At 71.2% G+C, this 17,448-nt stretch carries 20 protein-coding genes and 1 pseudogene; 5 read left to right on the top strand and 16 right to left on the bottom strand.

Features of this window, described 5'->3' with window-relative positions; translation table 11 throughout:
* Positions 1-276: pseudogene (locus JAO81_RS42785) on the bottom strand (hypothetical protein); the annotation flags it as partial.
* A gap of 497 nt (positions 277-773) precedes the next feature.
* Here JAO81_RS42785 and JAO81_RS27880 point away from each other — a divergent pair.
* The 3 genes from JAO81_RS27880 to JAO81_RS27870 all read left to right on the top strand — a co-directional run bounded on the left by JAO81_RS27880 (position 774) and on the right by JAO81_RS27870 (position 2,329).
* Complete coding sequence (locus JAO81_RS27880; RefSeq protein WP_199550707.1) at positions 774-923, top strand: hypothetical protein; 150 nt, start codon at positions 774-776, stop codon at positions 921-923.
* 242 nt (positions 924-1,165) lie between these two features.
* Complete coding sequence (locus JAO81_RS27875) at positions 1,166-1,978, top strand: SigB/SigF/SigG family RNA polymerase sigma factor (RefSeq protein ID WP_199550706.1); 813 nt, start codon at positions 1,166-1,168, stop codon at positions 1,976-1,978.
* Between the two features lie 63 nt (positions 1,979-2,041).
* Positions 2,042-2,329 carry a hypothetical protein gene (locus tag JAO81_RS27870; RefSeq protein WP_199550705.1) on the top strand — a complete coding sequence of 96 codons (288 nt, stop codon included), beginning with the start codon at positions 2,042-2,044 and terminating at the stop codon, positions 2,327-2,329.
* Positions 2,330-2,336: 7 nt separating this feature from the next.
* On the opposite strand, the gene JAO81_RS27865 is transcribed toward JAO81_RS27870, so the two are convergent.
* From JAO81_RS27865 to JAO81_RS27805, 13 genes are all read right to left on the bottom strand, one after another.
* A complete protein-coding gene (locus JAO81_RS27865) occupies positions 2,337-3,053 on the bottom strand; it encodes a GAF and ANTAR domain-containing protein (protein WP_199550704.1) in 717 nt (238 codons plus the stop codon).
* A gap of 83 nt (positions 3,054-3,136) precedes the next feature.
* A complete protein-coding gene (locus JAO81_RS27860) occupies positions 3,137-3,892 on the bottom strand; it encodes an ANTAR domain-containing protein (RefSeq protein WP_199550703.1) in 756 nt (251 codons plus the stop codon).
* Entirely contained in the window at positions 3,889-4,554 is a 666-nt protein-coding gene (locus JAO81_RS27855; protein ID WP_307813774.1) for a hypothetical protein, read from the bottom strand. The genes JAO81_RS27860 and JAO81_RS27855 overlap by 4 nt, the downstream gene beginning before the upstream one ends.
* Positions 4,551-5,036, bottom strand: a complete 486-nt coding sequence (locus tag JAO81_RS27850) for an STAS domain-containing protein (RefSeq protein ID WP_199550702.1) — start codon at positions 5,034-5,036, stop codon at positions 4,551-4,553. Before JAO81_RS27850 ends, JAO81_RS27855 begins: the two co-directional genes overlap by 4 nt.
* Before the next feature lie 317 nt (positions 5,037-5,353).
* Positions 5,354-5,737, bottom strand: a complete 384-nt coding sequence (locus JAO81_RS27845) for an STAS domain-containing protein (RefSeq protein ID WP_233416001.1) — start codon at positions 5,735-5,737, stop codon at positions 5,354-5,356.
* The gene (locus JAO81_RS27840; RefSeq protein ID WP_199550701.1) at positions 5,734-6,984 is read right to left on the bottom strand and encodes a PP2C family protein-serine/threonine phosphatase; all 1,251 of its coding nucleotides are present in this window, start codon (positions 6,982-6,984) and stop codon (positions 5,734-5,736) included. Before JAO81_RS27840 ends, JAO81_RS27845 begins: the two co-directional genes overlap by 4 nt.
* Positions 6,981-8,000 carry an ATP-binding protein gene (locus JAO81_RS27835; protein ID WP_199550700.1) on the bottom strand — a complete coding sequence of 340 codons (1,020 nt, stop codon included), beginning with the start codon at positions 7,998-8,000 and terminating at the stop codon, positions 6,981-6,983. The genes JAO81_RS27840 and JAO81_RS27835 overlap by 4 nt, the downstream gene beginning before the upstream one ends.
* Positions 7,997-8,374: an ATP-binding protein gene (locus tag JAO81_RS27830; RefSeq protein WP_233416014.1), complete on the bottom strand. Its 378-nt coding sequence runs from the start codon at positions 8,372-8,374 to the stop codon at positions 7,997-7,999. Before JAO81_RS27830 ends, JAO81_RS27835 begins: the two co-directional genes overlap by 4 nt.
* 91 nt (positions 8,375-8,465) lie before the next feature.
* Complete coding sequence (locus JAO81_RS27825) at positions 8,466-8,876, bottom strand: STAS domain-containing protein (RefSeq protein ID WP_199550698.1); 411 nt, start codon at positions 8,874-8,876, stop codon at positions 8,466-8,468.
* Complete coding sequence (locus JAO81_RS27820) at positions 8,873-9,757, bottom strand: STAS domain-containing protein (protein WP_199550697.1); 885 nt, start codon at positions 9,755-9,757, stop codon at positions 8,873-8,875. Before JAO81_RS27820 ends, JAO81_RS27825 begins: the two co-directional genes overlap by 4 nt.
* Before the next feature lie 269 nt (positions 9,758-10,026).
* Entirely contained in the window at positions 10,027-10,479 is a 453-nt protein-coding gene (locus JAO81_RS27815; RefSeq protein WP_199550696.1) for an ATP-binding protein, read from the bottom strand.
* A gap of 222 nt (positions 10,480-10,701) precedes the next feature.
* Positions 10,702-11,562, bottom strand: coding sequence for a fructosamine kinase family protein (locus JAO81_RS27810; protein ID WP_307813772.1), 861 nt, complete (start codon positions 11,560-11,562; stop codon positions 10,702-10,704).
* A gap of 23 nt (positions 11,563-11,585) precedes the next feature.
* Positions 11,586-12,572: a glutathione S-transferase family protein gene (locus tag JAO81_RS27805; protein WP_199550695.1), complete on the bottom strand. Its 987-nt coding sequence runs from the start codon at positions 12,570-12,572 to the stop codon at positions 11,586-11,588.
* A gap of 107 nt (positions 12,573-12,679) precedes the next feature.
* On the opposite strand from JAO81_RS27805, the gene JAO81_RS27800 reads away from it, so the two are divergent.
* Both JAO81_RS27800 and JAO81_RS27795 read left to right on the top strand, forming a co-directional pair.
* Entirely contained in the window at positions 12,680-13,441 is a 762-nt protein-coding gene (locus tag JAO81_RS27800) for a DUF899 family protein (RefSeq protein WP_199550694.1), read from the top strand.
* Positions 13,442-13,574: 133 nt separating this feature from the next.
* Positions 13,575-13,835, top strand: a complete 261-nt coding sequence (locus JAO81_RS27795) for a WhiB family transcriptional regulator (RefSeq protein WP_199550693.1) — start codon at positions 13,575-13,577, stop codon at positions 13,833-13,835.
* 30 nt (positions 13,836-13,865) lie between these two features.
* On the opposite strand, the gene JAO81_RS27790 is transcribed toward JAO81_RS27795, so the two are convergent.
* Positions 13,866-16,217 (bottom strand): glycoside hydrolase family 65 protein, encoded by a 2,352-nt coding sequence (locus JAO81_RS27790; protein WP_199550692.1) that lies wholly within the window; start codon positions 16,215-16,217, stop codon positions 13,866-13,868.
* 103 nt (positions 16,218-16,320) lie between these two features.
* Entirely contained in the window at positions 16,321-17,211 is an 891-nt protein-coding gene (locus JAO81_RS27785) for an RNA polymerase sigma-70 factor (protein WP_199550691.1), read from the bottom strand.
* Positions 17,212-17,448 lie beyond the last annotated feature (237 nt).

The raw sequence follows: 17,448 nt of genomic DNA, 5'->3' as shown, positions 1-17,448 counted from the left end.
GGCCCCCCGGCGCCAGGCCGGCGGGGCCCCGCCGGCCCCGACCACCCCCCCCCCCGGGACGGCGGCCGCGGAGCGGCCGGAGCGGGCGGCGACTGCCGCGGCGAGGGGAGCGAGGGCGGCACCGAGCCAGGGTGACTCCAGCGTCGCGGCGGTCACGAAAGCCGCCGCGGACGCCGTGCGTCCGCAGGGCGGCTCCGCCACGGCGTGCCGGCGCGAAGTCGGCCGGATCGACGAGGACTTGGCGGCGACGGCGGCGGCCGCCGCGGCCCGGGCCACGGGGGCGGGGCCGCCCCGCCCCGCCCGGCGCGCGGGGCGGGAGGGCGGGGGGCTGGGGGGGGCCGGGGGCGGCCGCGGAGGCCAGGGCCAGGGAGCCGGACCCGCGCAGCGCGGCACGCCGCGCACGGCGGTTACCGGAGGCGGCCAGGACGCCCGTCGCGGTCAGCCATGGCAGCCAGGGGTGGGCCGAGACCGTATGAGCGACGTTCCGTATGCCGGGTACGCGGAGATCTGCCATCGCGGTCGGGTACCCGCCACGGTGACGACCACGCTGCCGACCGGGCCGCAGAGCGCCCTCGACCAGCTGTCATGCCGATGCCGTACGAGACCTCCACCGGACCGATCCGTTTGGTGCCCCGGGCCGCGGCTACCCGGCCGCGCACAGCTCCTGGCGGCCGCGGCTACCCGGCCGCGCACAGCTCCTGGCGGCGGCTGCCCAGCCCGCGCACAGCCCGATGCGCGGGCTTCCCACCGGAAGACACACCAGGTCCACCGGTTTGCTCATCGCCCTGCCCGTGGTGGTGGTCCTCGTCGCGGGGCTGCTCTCCGTCAGGCTGCTCACGGCGGGCTTCTACGACGACCTTGCCGGCGAGCGGCCCGGCGACGCGGACACTCACCACAGCGACGAACCCGAGGACGGCGCCTGAGGCAGCGGCTCCGGCACGCCGACTACGGCTTGGCGCACGCACCGCAATGCAGGCCCGATATTCGCACCCACCCGGTCAACAGGAGACAGGGCGCAACCCGTTTGAGGACGCCCACGGGGGAACTCGCCCGTCGTGCTTCAGACCGGAGGCACGCCCGTGGGGGCAGCCGACACTGCTCCCCAGCGCGCCGCGGTCCACCCGCTCCCACGGTCGGCGACACCAACGACCGGGGAGACACGCCCATGACCTACGTACGTACCCGGAGCACGCATCCCCACGACGACGCCCCGGACACCACCGCCGCGTTCGCGCGTATCGCCGCCTTGCCCGAGGGCCCGGAGCGGTCCGCACTGCGGCAGGAGGTGGTGTGCGCCTGGATGCCGATGGCCGTCCGGCTCGCCCAGCGCTACCGGCATCGAGGGGAGACCGCCGAAGACCTTGTCCAGGTCGCCCACCTGGGCCTGGTCAGGGCCGTTTCCCGCTTCGACCCGAGCCGCGGCGCCGCGTTCCCGAGCTTCGCCGTACCGACCATCCTCGGTGCGATGAAACGGCACTTCCGGGACGACCTGTGGGGGGTGCATGTGCCGCGGAACGTACAGGAGTTGCGCAGAAAGGTCAGGGCGGCGAGCCGGGAACTGGGCTGTTCGCTCGACGCTCGCGGGCCCGCGGTGAAGGAGATAGCCGCCTACACGGGCCTGTCCGAGGCGCAGGTGCGGCTCGGACAGGGGGCCCTGGAGAGCTTCGCCCTGCTGTCGCTGGATGCCGGGCCCGTTCTCCGCGAGGACGGCCGCACGTTGGCCGACACCGTGGGCGACGTCGAGCCCGGCTTCGATTGGATCGTCGACCGCGAAACCCTTCGGCCGCTCCTGGAGGCACTGCCCGAGCGTGAGCGGAAGATCCTCTATCTGAGGTTCTTCCGCGAGATGACACAGCGCGCCATCGCCGAGCAGCTCGGCATCTCGCAGATGCACGTCTCCCGTCTGATCAGCACCACTTGTACGCGCCTGCGTGACCAGGTGATGGCGGAGACCGACGAGTTGAGCAAGGCTTCGTGAGGTCGGGCGGTCATGCCGCGCGGCCCGACGTTTGAACCTGGCCGTCGAGGCGAGTCGTCGGCTATGGCCAGACGCTACGGCGGAAATCCCGCGGGGACGGTCATCCTCCTCATCGCGGACATCGCAGCACTGATTCTGATCCTCTGGATCGCCCTCTTCCTCCTCGACGTGAACACCACCAACGACGTGGTGGACTGGATCCATGACGCGGCGAACTGGCTCTCGGGCTGGTCGCGCGGCCTGTTCACCATTGAGTCGGACAACTGGCGCACCGTGGTCGACTACGGTCTGCCCGCTCTCGTCTACCTTCTGGTCGGGCACGCGATCGCCGGACGGGTCAATCGGTCCTGACGCGAGGTCAGACACCCAGGCCGGCGAGCGGTTCGTCGTCGTTGATGAAGGCGCGGGCCACATCGGACAGGAGCCGGTTGTGGGCGCGGGCATAGCGGCGCAGCGCGCTGAAGGCCTGTTCCATGTCGATGTTCTGGCGTTCGGCGAGTTTGCCCTTGGCCTGTTCGATCAGCACACGGCTGTTGAGCGCGGTCTGGAGCTGTTCGTTGAGGACGGTGCTGCGCTCGGTGGAGCGCTGCTGGAGGAGGCTGATGGTGGCCACATCGGCGAGCGCCTGGGCGATGGAAGCCCCCAGTGGATCGAAGGGGCCCGGAGCGGCGCGGAAGAGATTGAGGGCTCCGACGACCTCGTCCCGCAGCCGCATCGGCACGGCTTGGACCGCGCCGAACCCGCACAAGGCGGCCGCCTCGGTGAAGCGCGGCCACCTTGCGGACTGCGTGCTCAGGTCCGAGACGGTCACCGGCACGCCGGTGTGGAAGCAGTCCAGGCAAGGCCCCTCGTCGCTCTGGAGCTGGAAGAGTTCCAACAGACGTACCTGTTCGTCCGAGGCTGCCATGACGCGCAGTTCGCCGCCGTGGTCGGCGAGGAGAACTCCGGCCGCGGTCGCATCGAGTATGCCCACGCAGCGGTCGGTCAACAGGCACAGGAAATCGATCAGGTCGAAGTCGGCCACCAGGTTGTCGGCCAGTTCGACGAAGGTCTCGGCCAGCAGCTGCTCATTCATCGGATACACCCTTGACGGAGAGTAGTACCGCCCCGACGGGGCGGGAAGCACAGCGGGGTGCAAGGGCCGACGGAGCGAGGGCGTCAGCCATCGTCATCGGCCGGTTCGGTGTCGTGGGTCATACGGAGTCTGCGGGCCACGACATCGGCGGCGACATCGGCGAGGCGGCGGCCGTGGGCGAAGGCGTAGGCACGCAGCCGGACGAAGGCTTCCTCCACGCCGACGCCGAGTTGGACCGTGAGCATGCCGGTGGCCTGATCGATCTCGGCCCTGTAACCGCCCGGCTCGCCACTGTCTTCGGGCAGGGCGTCGTCATCGGGGGGCGCCCCCGTCGCGTCGACCCGCATGTCGAGCAGGACAAGGGTGGCCGTGTCGGCGAAGGCCAGGGCATCCGCCAGTTCCTCCACGTCCAACGTGGCGGGTACGTCGGCGTACAGATCGAGCACACCCGGGCTGATCGCCCCGATCTGCAGCGGGAAGGCGAAGACCGCGCGTGCGCCTGCTGCGAGGGCCGCGTCCGCGAACACCGGCCAGCGGTCCCGCAGTTCAGCCGTCCGCAGATCCGGGGTCAGGACGGCGGACTGCTGCGCGTAGGCATCCACGCAGGGTCCCTCGCCAAGGGTGAGCTGCAGTTCTTCCAACTGCTCGCTGATCTCGTCGGTGCTGCACAGGGGATGGCTCGCCGCAGTCCTGGACATGGCGGACACCCCGGCTCCGCTGACCGGCAACGAGGCCACCGCCGCTGTGCACACGTCCACCACGCCGATCCGGCCTCCTCGCCGGGCCGCCTGTTCGGCGACGAGCAACTGGATCCGGACCGACCGGCCGTTGGGCCTCATCCCGGCCACCGGGTCCAGGTGTGGCGGGCAAGCCCTTCCAGCCTCCGATTCGTGCGTTCCCCGACGGGCAGCACCAGCACCCGGAACACCGTGGGACCGGCAAGGCGCCAGATCTCTCCGAGGTCCTGCCATCCCCAGGACCGCAACGCCTCGAGGGCAGGACCGTCATCCTGCGCCACCAGGGTGACGCCGAGCGACGCCTGATGGTCGGCAAGTATCCGTTCCTGCAGACGGTGGGCCACCTCCGATTCCTGCGCACGGGGGCGGACCAGGAGCTGCGATATCGCGAACACGGAGCCGGAATCGGTGAGTTGCTCGACGCTGCGGGGGAGCGCGCCGTCGAAGCCGTGCCACCAGAAGTCGTCGCTGCGGACCGGGAAGCCGAACGCGCACCCCGCCAAGTCCATCGTCTCCGCGATCACCAGGGCGAACCCCGGCCTCCGGGTCGCACCGCTGAGGCGGCTGAGGAAGTCCAGACGGCTGCGACTGCGGAACGCCTCACTGGGAGGTGTCGCGCAGCACTCCGCGTACAGCTCGGCGAGATCCTCACGCATGTCCTCGGCGAGCCAGCGGTTCACCCGGCGCAACCGCACCCCGTTTGCGGCGGAGGATTCCTCCGTGCCGCGCTTGCCCGACAGGCCACGCCCGGGCCGGGCGTTCACAGCACACCGCCCGAGGCGACAGGAACGACCGGGGCGACAGGAACGACCGGGGCGACAGGGGTGACCGGGGCGAGGCGGTGCAACGTCTCGAAGCACGCCACGGGCAGCGCTGCCGACGAGCGTGTGGGAACGGGGCTCGGGAGCAGGGCCGTTGCCGCGGCGGTGGCCGGGGCCGCGAGCAGGAAGGTGCAGCGGGCCAGGGCGATGATCCGGGCCAGCAGGGGCGGCGGGTAGTGCAGTTGGAGGGATCCGCCGACCGTGCGGGTCTGCTGCGCCGCCTGGATGAAGGCGTTGAGACCGGTGCAGTCGCAGAAGACGACGGGGGTCAGGTCGATGTCGACCGTGCGGATGCCTTCGGACAGGCACCGCTCCAGCGTCTCGCGGAGCAGAGGTACGGACTCCAGATCGATCTCACCGGCCAGGGTGATCAGGGTCCGGTCGTTCCGGTCGTGCCGGTAGATGTTCAACTGCGGTACGGGCATGACGCCTCGGTTCGGAGGAACCACCGCAGAGAGCCGCGCGGCGGGTCCGGTTCGCGGACCCTGGACGTGCTCTCGACGGGGTGTGTGCGCGGCGGAGGCGGGCGGAACGCGGCCCGGCAGAACGGGAATCCGCATGATCCGCCCAGGAATGGGCCGCGTGAGGGGCGAAGAATCCGCTCCCCGCGGCCATCCATAGGAGACAACCATGAGCCGCCGGGGTCTGGGACGTCCGCTCCTCAGCATAGTCCTCGGAACGGCCCGACGGACGGCCCGAGGCCGTGCGCTCTTACGACGCCACCACACCGGCAGAGCGGGAGCTAGTCGTCGTCGGTCGTCCCGCCGCCCCGTGGTCCAGCGGCGCTGAACGCCTCGTCGGGGGAGGCGTACGCCGGCAGTACGGAGTTGAGGCCCGTGATGTGCAGGACTCGGGACACCGCGGGTGTGACGCCGGCGACCGCGATGGCGGCTCGCCGGCCGAGCGCGGTGTTGCGGGCGGCGATGAGCTGGGTGATGCCGCTGGAGTCGCAGAACGACACCTGCGTCAGGTCGAGGACCAGCAGATCGCCGGCCGACAGGCGCACGCTCTCCAGCGCTTTGCGCACCGCGGGTGTGGCGTCGTAGTCGAGCTCTCCGGTGATGGTCAGGACGGTGCCACCGCGGCGTGCGCGGTGGGTCACCGAGAAGGGGCTTGTGGGGTTCAAGGTGTTCCACCTGGAGTCGGCATCGTGCGGCGCACCGCCAAGGCGAGGGTGTCGTCGGAATGGAGGATCCGCGTGTGCAGTTCGGCCGCGATCGCGCCGGGAAACTCCGCTATGGGCAGGTCGCGCAGGCGACTTGCGGCGGCTGCGAGCCGGGCCTCGCCCTCGATCGGGTCGCGGCGGCTCTCGGTCAGGCCGTCCGTGTAGAGCACCAACAGGTCGCCCGGGCCGAGCTGTTCGTGCCGCACGGCTTCGCTGCCGGCCAGCGGATAGCCGATACCGCGGCCACGTACCTCGACCAGCGTGGTGGTGCCGTCGGCGCGGACCAGGAGCGGTGGCGGATGACTGCCGTTGGCCACCGAGAGCCGGCCCGTGCCGGGATCGATGCGTACGAGCAGCACCGTCGACATCAGTTCGCCGTCGAACGGCAGCAGGATCTCGTCGGTACGGGCGACGATCGAGTCGAGCGGATGCCCTTCCAGGGCGAGCGTGCGCACCGCATGGGTCACGTTGAGCGCGCTGCGGGTGCTCGTCACCCCGTGCCCGAGTGCGTCGACCACGGTGATGTGGACGCTGCCGTCGGGCAGCCGGAACCAGTCGTACAGGTCGCCGCCGGTCGGGGCGTGCGTGTCGGCGGGCGCGTAGTGGACGGCCATCTCCAGGCCCTCGATCCGTACCGGCGGCGGCCGCAGCGCGTCCTCGAGCTCGCGCAGGGTCCGTCCGTGGGCACGGCGCAGCTGTTCGTCGCGCTCCTCCAGCTGGACGTACAGGGCGAGCACGCCGCTGTTCGTCTCGTTCAACTCGCGGGTGAGGCGGTCCTGTTCCGCGGCGAGCGCGTCGGCTCGTTCGACCGCGGACCCGGCCCGCACCTCCCCCTGGAGCAGTCCCAGCTGGCCGAGGGAACTCTCCGCCATGGGCGCGCAGCTCTGTGTCGGCACCCGCCACAGTGTGACGGCCCCCGGCAACCGCTCCGCCGGCAGCGGAAGATCCCGCGGTGCGGGCACGCCCGGCGGTGCGAGCGGAGTGCGCAGCCGGACGGCCAGTTGCGGCGGGCGTCCGTCCGGTGTCGGCTCGGGTGCCACGTGCAGGGTGACGATGCGGCCCGCGTCGAGCTCCTCGGCGGCCACGGTCGACACCGACAGGGTGAGCCGGGCCCTCAGTTCCGCGGGCAGCCGCCACTGGTGGGCGAGCCGGCGCAGGGTGGCACGCAGACCCCGCAGCGAGCGGTGCGTGGTGCCGTGCGTGATCATGAACTTCCTTTGGTCGTACCGGAGACGAGCACGGTGGCGTCGTCCCGCGACAGTCGGTGGCCATGGGCGAGGGCGGCGGCGAGCAGAGGCGCCGGCAGGCGCAGAGTGGCCGGGGAAGGGGTCCTCGCCCATGCGTCGCCGATGCCGTCGGTGTGCACGACCACGGAGCTTCCCGCGGGGGCGTCGATCCGCTCGACGTACGGCGCGGGGAGGTTCCAGCCGACCACGCCCGGGCGCGGCGCCATCCGCCGCACCGTCCCGTCCGGTGTGGTCAGTGCGACGCGCACATTGCCCACGCCGCAGTGCTCGACGCTGCCGGGGCGCTGCCGAAGGAGTGCCACCGCGGCGCCTCTGGTGCGCCGCAGCCCGACGTGCAGGGACTCGAGCAGTTCGGGCAGCGGGAGGTCGCCGGATCCGAGGAAGATGCCGACGGCCGCCCGGGAGGCCGCGGCAGCCGTACTGCCGTGCCCGAGGCCGTCGATCACGGCGAAGGTACGCGTGTCCTCGGTGCGGGACATGGCCCAGTGGTCACCGCTTTCCTCCTCGCCTTGCGCCGGCATCAACAGCGCGCCCAGACCCGGCCCGTTCACGCGCCGAGTGCCGGGGGCGGACAGGCGGGCGCAGACCAAGGTCCCCTCGCCGGGGCGGGAGCGGATGGTCAGCTCGTCGGCGATACGCCGCACGGCGCCCAGGCCCGAACCGAGCGTGCCGGTGCTGGTGTAGCCGTCGGCCATGCACCGAGCGGGGTCCGCCATGCCCGGGCCGCGGTCGACGGCGATGATCTGAACTCCCGTACCGTCGGGCGCCTTGTGGAGGTAGAGCGCGCCGTCCTTGGCGTGCTTGACCACATTGCTCGCCAGTTCGCTGGCCAGCACGGCGGCACGCTCGGGCAACGCCCCGCCCAGAGCGCACAGTTCGGCCGTGGCGCGCGCCGCGTTGGCGGCCATGTGGACGGCGCTGTAGTGGTCCATGTGGACCTGCGTCGCCAGATGGCCCTGCGCCGTCGCCGCCGTCATCGGTTGTTCCACCGGACCGCCGTGACCGTGGTGCCCTCGCCGACGGCCGTGTCCACGTCGAACTCGTGCATGAGCCGACGGGCCCCGCCGAGGCCGTGTCCGAGGCCGGTCCCGGTGGTCCAGCCGTCGGTGAGCGCCTTGTCCAGATCGGGGATGCCGGGGCCGTCGTCCCGCACTGTCAGGCGGACGCCACCGCGAGCGCCGTGCCCGAGCACCTCGATGGTCAACGAGCCTCCGCCGCCGTGCACATAGGCGTTACGGGCGAGTTCGCTGGCCGCGGTGACGATACGGGTCTGGTCCACCAGAGCGAACCCGGCCGCGACCGTGGCGGACCGTACCGCGTGCCGGACGGTCAGCAGGTCCTGCTCGCTCATCACCGCGTGCGTCTGCGCGCCGTCGGGAGCGACGTCCAGGCCGACGGGCCGCAGAGGGGTGTCGGCGTGCCGCGCGCCGCGGGCGAACGCTTCATCGTGGAGCGTCATACGCGTCGCCTCTCGGGGACCGTGCCGTCTGCTGCCACCCGAGCGCGTGCATGCCCTGCTCCGCGTTGAGAGCGGTCTCCACGCCCTTGAGCTGCAGCCCCAGTTCGACCAGCGTGATCGCCACCGCCGGACGCATCCCCGCGACGATGACCCTGGCACCCAGGAGGCGTGCCATGGTGGCGAGTTCGGTGAGGGTACGGGCGACGAACGAGTCGATGAGGTCGAGGCGCGAGACGTCGATCAGGACGCCGCGCGCGCCGTCGGCGACGATGCGCTCCGTCAGTTCGTCGGTGAACGTCAGGGCGGAGGTGTCGTCGAGCTCGTTGAGGAGCCCGGTCACCAATACGTCGCCGAGCCGCAGGATGGGCACGGCCGAAGGCCGCGGAGCGTTCACCGTGCGGCCGCCGTGAGGTTCGCGTCCGCGCCGGGCATGGGCTCGTCCGTGATCCGGACCGCCGCGGCGAGGGCGTCGGCGAGGGTGGCCTTGGTGAGGATCGTCGACAGATCGATGCCGAGCTGGGCGATGGTCTGCGCGATCGGGGGGCGGATACCGCTGATGACGCAGTCGGCGCCCATCAGCCGTACGGCGTTGACAGTGTGCATCAGATGCTGGGCGACGGCCGTGTCCACCGCGGGGACCCCGGTGATGTCGATGATGGCGACCTGCGCCTCATGCTCCTGGATGGCCTGCAGCACGCTCTCCATCACGACCTGGGTACGCGCCGTGTCCAGGGTGCCGATCAGGGGCACGGCCAGCACATGGCGCCACAACCGGACCACGGGGGTGGAGACTTCGAGCAGTTGGCGGCTCTGGCGCCGGATGATCTCCTCGCGGCCCTCGACATACGTCTCGAAGGAGAGCGCGCCGGCGGTGTCGAGCAGCCGGTTGATCAGCACGGCGGCGGCGAACAGCTCCGCGGTGTCCCGCGTCGTGTACTGCATCGCCTCCAGGAGGGCTTCCTTGAGGCAGAGCACGGCGAGCGAGGTGTCGGTGGGGGAGGCGCCGGCGCGGGCGCGGTGCAGCGACAACTCCATCACGCAGGAGCGCAGATCGCGGTGCGAGGCGAAGAGATGACGCACCGGCGTCTCACCGGCCAGGCCGTCCATGAGCGCGGAGAGCAACTGGGCGGCCTCCGTGCGCAGCTGGCCCTCATCGAGGTCGACGGCGTCGGTCTGCTCCAGCTGCAGCCGTACCCACCGGTCGGCGATCTCTTCGTGACGTTCCCTGAGGGCGTCGTGCAGACGCTCCCGGTTGGCATCTTCCCGCGGACTCACATGCACCTCTCGTCTTCGACAACCTTGCGCCCCGCCGCTGCCGGCCGTGGACGGGCCCAGGGTGCCGATCAGGCCGGCGGGGAGGGCAAGCCGACCTGTGCGGTCCCGGTCACATCCGGCAAGAGGGCCGACGCGGCGGAGTTCGGGACCGCGCGTACCCCCTTGACGACAGGTAATGCCCGGACAGCCGTAATTCTTTGTGGCGTACGGAGGTTTGCGCGGTCACCGGTGCGGGTGATGCGGACGCGCCTTGCCAGATCTCCGCTGTCTCAGGCCGTTGCCGCGAGCGAGTGCTCCGGGTGCGGGCGCAAGGGCATCCATACGCTGACGACCTTGCCGTCCGAGCAGAGCATGACGCTCACGTCGCCGGACAGCCGCTCCACGAGCTTCCATCCGTAGCCGCCCGGCGTCTCGGCGTCGGCGGCATCGGCGCGGGTGGCGGGGAGCTGGAAGGAGTGGTCGGCCACTTCCAAAGCCACGCCGTCTTCTTCTACGTGGATACCGAAGGCGGCGATGCCACCCCCGTGGGTCAGTGCGTTGCTGCACAGCTCGGAGGTCACCAGAAGGATGTCCGCGACGCCGGGATCCCGCGTCAGCTCACGGCCGTTGGCCCCGAACCGCAGGGCGAGCAGGCGCTTGACGCGCGCGCGTGCCTCGGCGGGTGTGCCGGGCGGAGAGTGCCGGTCGGGTGATCCACTGTGGTGCCGGAAGTGCCGGTGCATGGGGAGTGCCTCTTTTCGGATGGGACGACGGCGATCTGAGTGCACCTCGTGAAGGCGTGTGCCCGACCTCACACCGCTCATGCCCGTCTGTCCTTATCCGCACGGCCAGTTACCGCATTCGGCCGCACTCGGCCATCGGTCCGTTCGCCGCTCCGGTGCGCCGTGCGGGTCCATGGCGCCGGACGCGTCCATGGCGCCGGACGCGTCGCCTCCGCGGCCGGTTCAGACGGCGAGGGCCGACCGGGCCGCGTCCAGGGCCTGTTCGGCGTAGCCGCGGCCGAACAGGACCGTGTGCACCAGGAGCGGAAAGAGCTGGTGCAGTGGGATGCGGGCGCGCCGGCCCTCGGAGAGCGGGGCGATCTCCTCGTAACCCGCGATGACCGAGGGCAGTTGAGGGCAGCCGAAGAGGTGGAGCATGGCCAGGTCCGTCTCCCGGTGGCCGCCGTGCGCCGCCGGATCGATCAGATACGGATGGCCGTCGGCGCCCCACAGGATGTTGCCGTTCCACAGATCCCCGTGGAGCCGCGCCGGTGGTTCGGCGGGACCGGCCAGGTCGGGCAGCCGGTCGCAGAGCCGCTCGACGGTCCGGGCTTCCCGCGGCCGGATGGTGCCGCCGTCCACGGCGGTGCGCAGATACGGCAGGACGCGATGTTCCGCGTACCAACTCGGCCAGCTGTCCTGGGCGTTGTTGAGCATCGGCGCCTGTCCGATGTACGCCGCGACGGGGCCGTTCGGCGGCGGGGCGCCGAACGCGGGGGCGCCGGCGCGGTGCATCCGCGCCAAGGAGCGCCCCAGCTCCACGGCCGCGGCGCGACCGGGCGGACCGGTCACCACCCGCTCGGTCACCAGCCACCGCTCGTCCCACCCGTAGAGCGACGGCACCCGCACGGTTCCTGACGCCGCCAGCCACTCCAGGCCCGTGGCCTCGGCCCGCGTCGCCCTCGGCGCACGGTTCTGCTTCACCATCACCGAGCGCCCGTCGAGCAGCTCCACCTCGCACAGCGCCCCGGAGAGGTCCCGCACCCCGGACACCGTGCCACCGGCGTGGAGTGCGGCTGCTGTCGCGGCATCGGTGGGGGACACCCGGTCAGGGTAGGCCCGCGCCGTCAGACCAGCGCCGGGACCCGCTCGCCGGCCGGCGGGGGCCCCGGCGCCGTGCCGTCGCCGAACGGCCGTCCGCCCAGCTCGTCCCGTCCGTGCGGCGTCAGCCAGCCGCTCGGATCAGGGCCCTGCGGGACGATCCCGGTCGGATTGACCGTGCGATGCACCCCGTAGTAGTGGGTCTTGATCTGCTCGAAGTCGATGGTGTCGCCGAAGCCGGGCGTCTGGAAGAGGTCCCGTGTGTACGCCCACAGGGCGGGCAGCTCGGTGAGCTTGTGCCGGTTGCACTTGAAGTGGCCGTGGTAGACGGCGTCGAAGCGGACCAGCGTGGGGAAGAGACGCACATCCGCCTCGGTGATCGAGTCGCCGACCAGGTAACGCCGTGTCGTCAGACGCTCCTCCAACCAGTCCATTCTGTCCCACAGTTGGCGGTACGCCTTGTCGTACGCCTCCTGGGACTTGGCGAAACCGCACTTGTAGACACCGTTGTTCACGTCGGTGAAGACCTTGCCGGCCACGTCCTCGATCTCGTCGCGCAGCTTCTCCGGATAGAGATCCGGCGCCCCGTCCCGGTGATGCGCCGCCCATTCGCTCCCCAGATCGAGCGTGATCCGGGCGAAGTCGTTGGTCACCACCTGCCCCGTCGGAATGTCGACGAGGGCGGGCACGGTGATACCGCGCGGATAGTCGGGGTCCCGTTTGAAGAACGCCTCCTGGAGGCGTTCGATACCGAGCACGGGGTCCTTGCCGCCGGGGTCCAGATCGAACGACCAGCTGCGCTCGTCGTGCAGCGGTCCGGCGATCCCCATCGAAAGGACGCCCTCGAGCCCCAGCAGACGCCGTACGATCGCCGCCCGGTTCGCCCAGGGACAGGCGCGGGCGATGATCAGGCGGTAGCGCCCGGGCTCCACGGGGAAGCCGTCGCGGCCGTCGGCCGTGATCCGCGTCGTGATGTAGTTCTGATCCCTTGTGAACTCTCCACCACCAGCCATACACCGAGCCTAGACGCCGATGAGTTCCGGCGTCGCGCGGAGTCATCTCCGATGACCGGTACGCGGCGCCGTACGGCGCCGCCCGCACCAGACACCGCGGAGAACTCATGACGAACGAACTGTCCGGCCGCCCGCCCGTCGTCGACCTGGCCACCTGGCAGGCCGCACGGGACGAGCTGCTGGTACGCGAGAAGGCGCACACACGCGAGTCGGACGCGATCGCGGCGGCCCGGCGGCGGCTGCCGATGGTGGAGTTCGACGGGAGCGTCGAAGTGGTCGGCGACGCAGGGCCCGTGCCGTTCCTCGACCTGTTCCAGGGGCGCGAGGAGCTCGTGGTCTACAAGCACATGTGGTACGACGGCGCGCCCCACCAGGGACAGTGCGAGGGCTGCACCACCACGGCCTGGCACCTCGACGACTCCGTCTACCTCAACGCCCGCAACGTCTCCTTCGCCGTCGTCACCACGGGCGCCTGGGACGAAGTCGCCGCCTACGTCGAGTTCATGGGCTACACCCAGCCCTGGTACTCGGTGCGCGGCATCGACGAGCCGGCCGGCGGCGAGATGGGCTACCTCGCGAGCTATCTGCGCGACGGCGACCGTACGTTCCTCACGTACTCCACGACGGGCCGCGGCAACGAGCGCGCGAACCCGGCCCTCGGTCTGCTCGACATGACACCGTACGGCCGCGGCGAGCAGTGGGAGGACAACCCCGAGGGCTGGCCCAAGGGGCTCGACGCGTGCTGGTCCTGGCGCTTCGACGCGGACGGCAACCCCACCTGGGGCCCGACCGGCCGCCCCACCCCGCAGTGGACCCGCCCGGGCGCGACTGCGGAGGCGACACTGGGCCGGACGACCCACTGTCACTGACAGTCAGGCGCGGACAGAGTGCGTGGCCTGCCGGTCCGCGCGGACGCGGAAGCTACGAATTTTGTCTCTGGCCCACCCATCTCCTGCGGTACGCGGGGTACCCGCGAGGCTCCGGTGCCGTGAAGGGATGGACATGGAGTGGATGGAACGGGCCGAATGCGTGCGGGAGGACCCGGAGTTGTTCTTCCCCGTCGGATCGACAGGCCCTGCGCTGCGGGACCTCCAGGAGGCGAAGGCGGTGTGCCGTCGGTGTCCGGTGACGCAGCAGTGCCTGGACTTGGCGCTGCGCAGCGGGCAGACGTCGGGCATCTGGGGCGGTACGTCCGAGAGCGAACGGGCCCCGATGCTGCGGGCCGAGCGCCGCAGGGAGCGGTACCGCGCTCGTTTCCGCTGAGCCGAGGGGACTTTCGAGGCCGCGGGGGCGTCACTGCTGGGCGAACGGCACAGGCTCACGCCCCTTCGGCTGCGAGGGAGTGCGCGGCGGCGTCAGGTCGGGCAGCGGCCGGGTCTCCGTGCGCTCAGGGGTGAGCCGCACCTCGTCGCCGTGGTGGCGGATGACCAGCGGCTCGCCGCTGAGCAGGGTGTACTCCGCCGCGTCGGGCGTGATGCGCACGCGGATCCGGCGGCCGAACACGGTGATGCGGAACGCGAGCCGGAAGAGGTGGTCGGGCAGCCGCGGTGCGAAGGAGAGGTCGCCGCCCTGGCGGCGCAGTCCGCCGAAACCCGCGACCAGGGCGATCCAGCTGCCCGCGAGCGAGGCGAGGTGCAGGCCGTCGCGGGTGTTCTGCTCCAGGTCGAGCAGATCGATGAGCGAGGTCTCGCCGAGGTAGTCGTACGCCAGGTCCAGATGTCCCGTACGGGCGGCGACGACGGCCTGGAAGGCGGCCGACAGGGACGAGTCCCGCACGGTCAGCTCCTCGTAGTACGCGAACGCCCGCGCCTTCTCCTCGTCGGTGAACGCGTCGCCGCGCAGGAAGAGCGCGAGCACCAGATCCGCCTGCTTGATCACCTGGCTGCGGTAGAGCGCGAAGTAGTGGAAGTGGTGCATCAGCGGGTACTGGTCGGGGTGCGTGGCGGCGAAGTCCCAGCGGGCCCGGCGGGTGAACCCGGCGGACTGCTCGTGCACTTGGAGCTCTTCGCTGTACGGGACGGCCATGGCGTCGGCGGCCCGGCGCCAGCAGCGCACCTGCCCTTCGTCGACACCCAGGCGCCGCGCGGCCTCCGGGTGCCGCTCCACGGCGTCGGCGGCGTCGCGGAGGTTCTGCTGGGCCATGAGATTCGTGTAGAGGTTGTCGTTCGTCAGGGCGCTGTACTCGTCAGGCCCCGTCACCCCGTCGATATGGAAGACGCCCGCCTCGTCGTGATGCCCGAGCGAGTGCCACAGACGTGCGCTGTGCACCAGGATGTCCACGCCGATATGCCGCTCGAAGTCCTCGTCGCCCGTGCACTGCACATAGCGCACCGCCGCCGCGGCGATGGCCGCGTTGACGTGGAAGGCGGCCGCACCGGCCGGCCAGTAGCCCGAGCACTCCCGGCCCGCGATGGTGCGCCACGGGAACGCCGCGCCCGCGAGGCCGAGTTGGCTCGCGCGCTCCCGCGCCAGGGGCAGGGTGCTGTGCCGCCACCGCAAGGCCTGGGCCACGGCGTCGGGGTCGGTGTAGGTGAGGATCGGCAGGATGTACGCCTCGGTGTCCCAGAAGCAGTGCCCCTCGTAGCCGGGACCGGTCAACCCCTTGGCGGGAATGGGCTGTTCCTCGGCCCGGTCGCCCGCCTGCAGCACGTGGAACAGGGCGAACCGTACGGCCTGCTGCAGCCGCTGGTCGCCGCGCACCTCCACATCGGCACAGTCCCAGAACGCGTCGAGGCGCCCGCGCTGTTCGTCGGCGAGCCCCTGCCACCCCGTATGCCGGGCGGCGGCCAGTGCGGCGTCCACCTGGTCCCGCAGCGCCGGCAGCGAGCGGGTACGCGACCAGCCGTACGCCACCGTCTTGTCCACCCGCAGCCGTTCGCCGGGGGAGAGGCGGCCGACCACGGTGTAGCGCGCGAGATCGGCTTCGGCCTCGGAGGTGCCCTGCCAGCCGTCCGGTCCGTCCACCCGGTGCTCGGCGGCCACGGCGACGCGCAGTCCGCTCTTCTCGGTGGAGTGGATCAGGCCCAGATGCACGTCGGAGGCGTGATGTTCCTCGGCACGCAGCGGCGACTGCGGCACGGTCGAGCCGCGCGGGTCCCCGTTGTGCGGCGGCAGTTGCTCATTGGCCACGAGCTCGGACTGTACGACGACCCGCGTCTCGTGCGAGACCGGCTCCACCTCGTAACGGATCGCGGCCACGGCGCGCTGGGTCAGCGAGACGAGCCGGGTCGAGCGCACCCGGACACGGCGTCCCGCGGGCGAGGTCCAGTCGACGGCGCGGTGCAGTTGACCCGTACGGAAGTCGAGGGTGCGTTCGTGGTGGTGGAGCGTGCCGTAGCGCAGGTCGAAGGGTTCGTCGTCGACGAGCAGCCGCATCACCTTGCCGTTGGTGACATTGATGACGGACTCGCCGAAGTCCGGATAGCCGTAACCCGCTTCGGCGTACGGCATGGGGTGCAGCTCGTGGACACCGTTGAGGTAGCTGCCGGGCAGGCCGTGCGGCTCACCCTCGTCGAGATTGCCGCGCCAGCCGATATGGCCGTTGGAGAGCGCGAACAGCGACTCCGTCTGCGGCAGCACATCCAACTGCAGGGATTCCTCCCGCACTTGCCAGGGCTCGGTGGTGAATCCGGAGTGCGTGATCACGGGCGGCCCTCCGCTCGTCGGGCGCCGTCCGCGGTGTCGATGCGGGTCATCGGGGACGGGTACCGCGCACGGGACGGATCAAGCCCGGACCCGCCGGCGGCCCTCAGCGGCCGACGGGGGTCTCGTCCGCCATGCGCGAGAGCTTCTCCGGGTTGCGGACGTGGTAAAGCCCGGTGATCAGGCCCTCGTCGATCCGTACGGTCAGGACCCCGTCCAGGTCCCCGCCGATCCGGATGATCAGCGCCGGATGCCCGTTGACCTGGGCCGGTTCGACCGAGCCGGTCTCCTTGAGCCGGGGCACGGCGAGCCTGAGGAAGGAAGCCACCTCCGCGGCACCGGCGAGAGGGTGGAGCAGCGCCTGCTTGACCCCGCCGCCGTCCGTCAGCATCACGACATCCGGCGCCAGCTGGTCGAGCAGACCTTGCAGATCACCGGTCTCGACGGCGGACCGGAACGCGTCGAGCGCGCCCTGCGCCGCGTGCGAGGTCACGGTCTCGCGGGGCCTGCGCGCCGCGACATGGCTGCGGGCGCGGTGCGCGATCTGCCGTACGGCCGCGGGGGATTTGTCGACCGCGGCCGCGATCTCGTCGTATCCGAGGGCGAAGACCTCCCGCAGCACGAACACCGCGCGTTCGGTGGGCGAGAGCGTCTCGAGGACGAGGAGCATCGCCGTCGAGACACTCTCGGCGAGCTCGACGTTCTCGGCCACATCCGGGGCGGTGAGCAGCGGCTCGGGCAGCCATGGGCCCACGTAGTCCTCCTTGCGGCGTTTGAGCGAGCGCAGCCGCATCAACGCCTGCCGGGTGGTGATCCGCACCAGGTACGCCCGCGGCTCACGGACCTCGTCGAACTCCACGCCGGTCCACTTGAGCCAGGTCTCCTGCAGGACGTCCTCGGCGTCCGCCGCGGAGCCGAGCATCTCGTACGCGACGGTGAACAGCAGATTGCGGTGCTCGACGAAGGTGGCGGTGGCGGGGTCCGTGGACTGGCTCATCTGCGGCTCCTCGGTGCGTGCGGAAGCGGTCACCCAGGGGATGCCGGACGGCGTGGATCTGTGACAACTCCCGCGAGGATCGTGCCCTTCCGGCCGGAACCGGGTTGTGTCATAGGTCACTTGAGCGCCGTATCCGCGAGCCGGTCGCATGACCCGGAGCGGCCGATTCTCCAGGCCGAACACCCCAGGCCCCCGGGGGGGGGGGGGGCCCGCGGGGGCCCCCCCCCCGGCGCCGCC

The sequence above is a fragment of the Streptomyces sp. N35 genome (assembly GCF_016464295.1).
Classification (GTDB): Bacteria; Actinomycetota; Actinomycetes; order Streptomycetales; family Streptomycetaceae; genus Streptomyces.
This window is presented reverse-complemented; position numbering and strand designations above follow the sequence as displayed.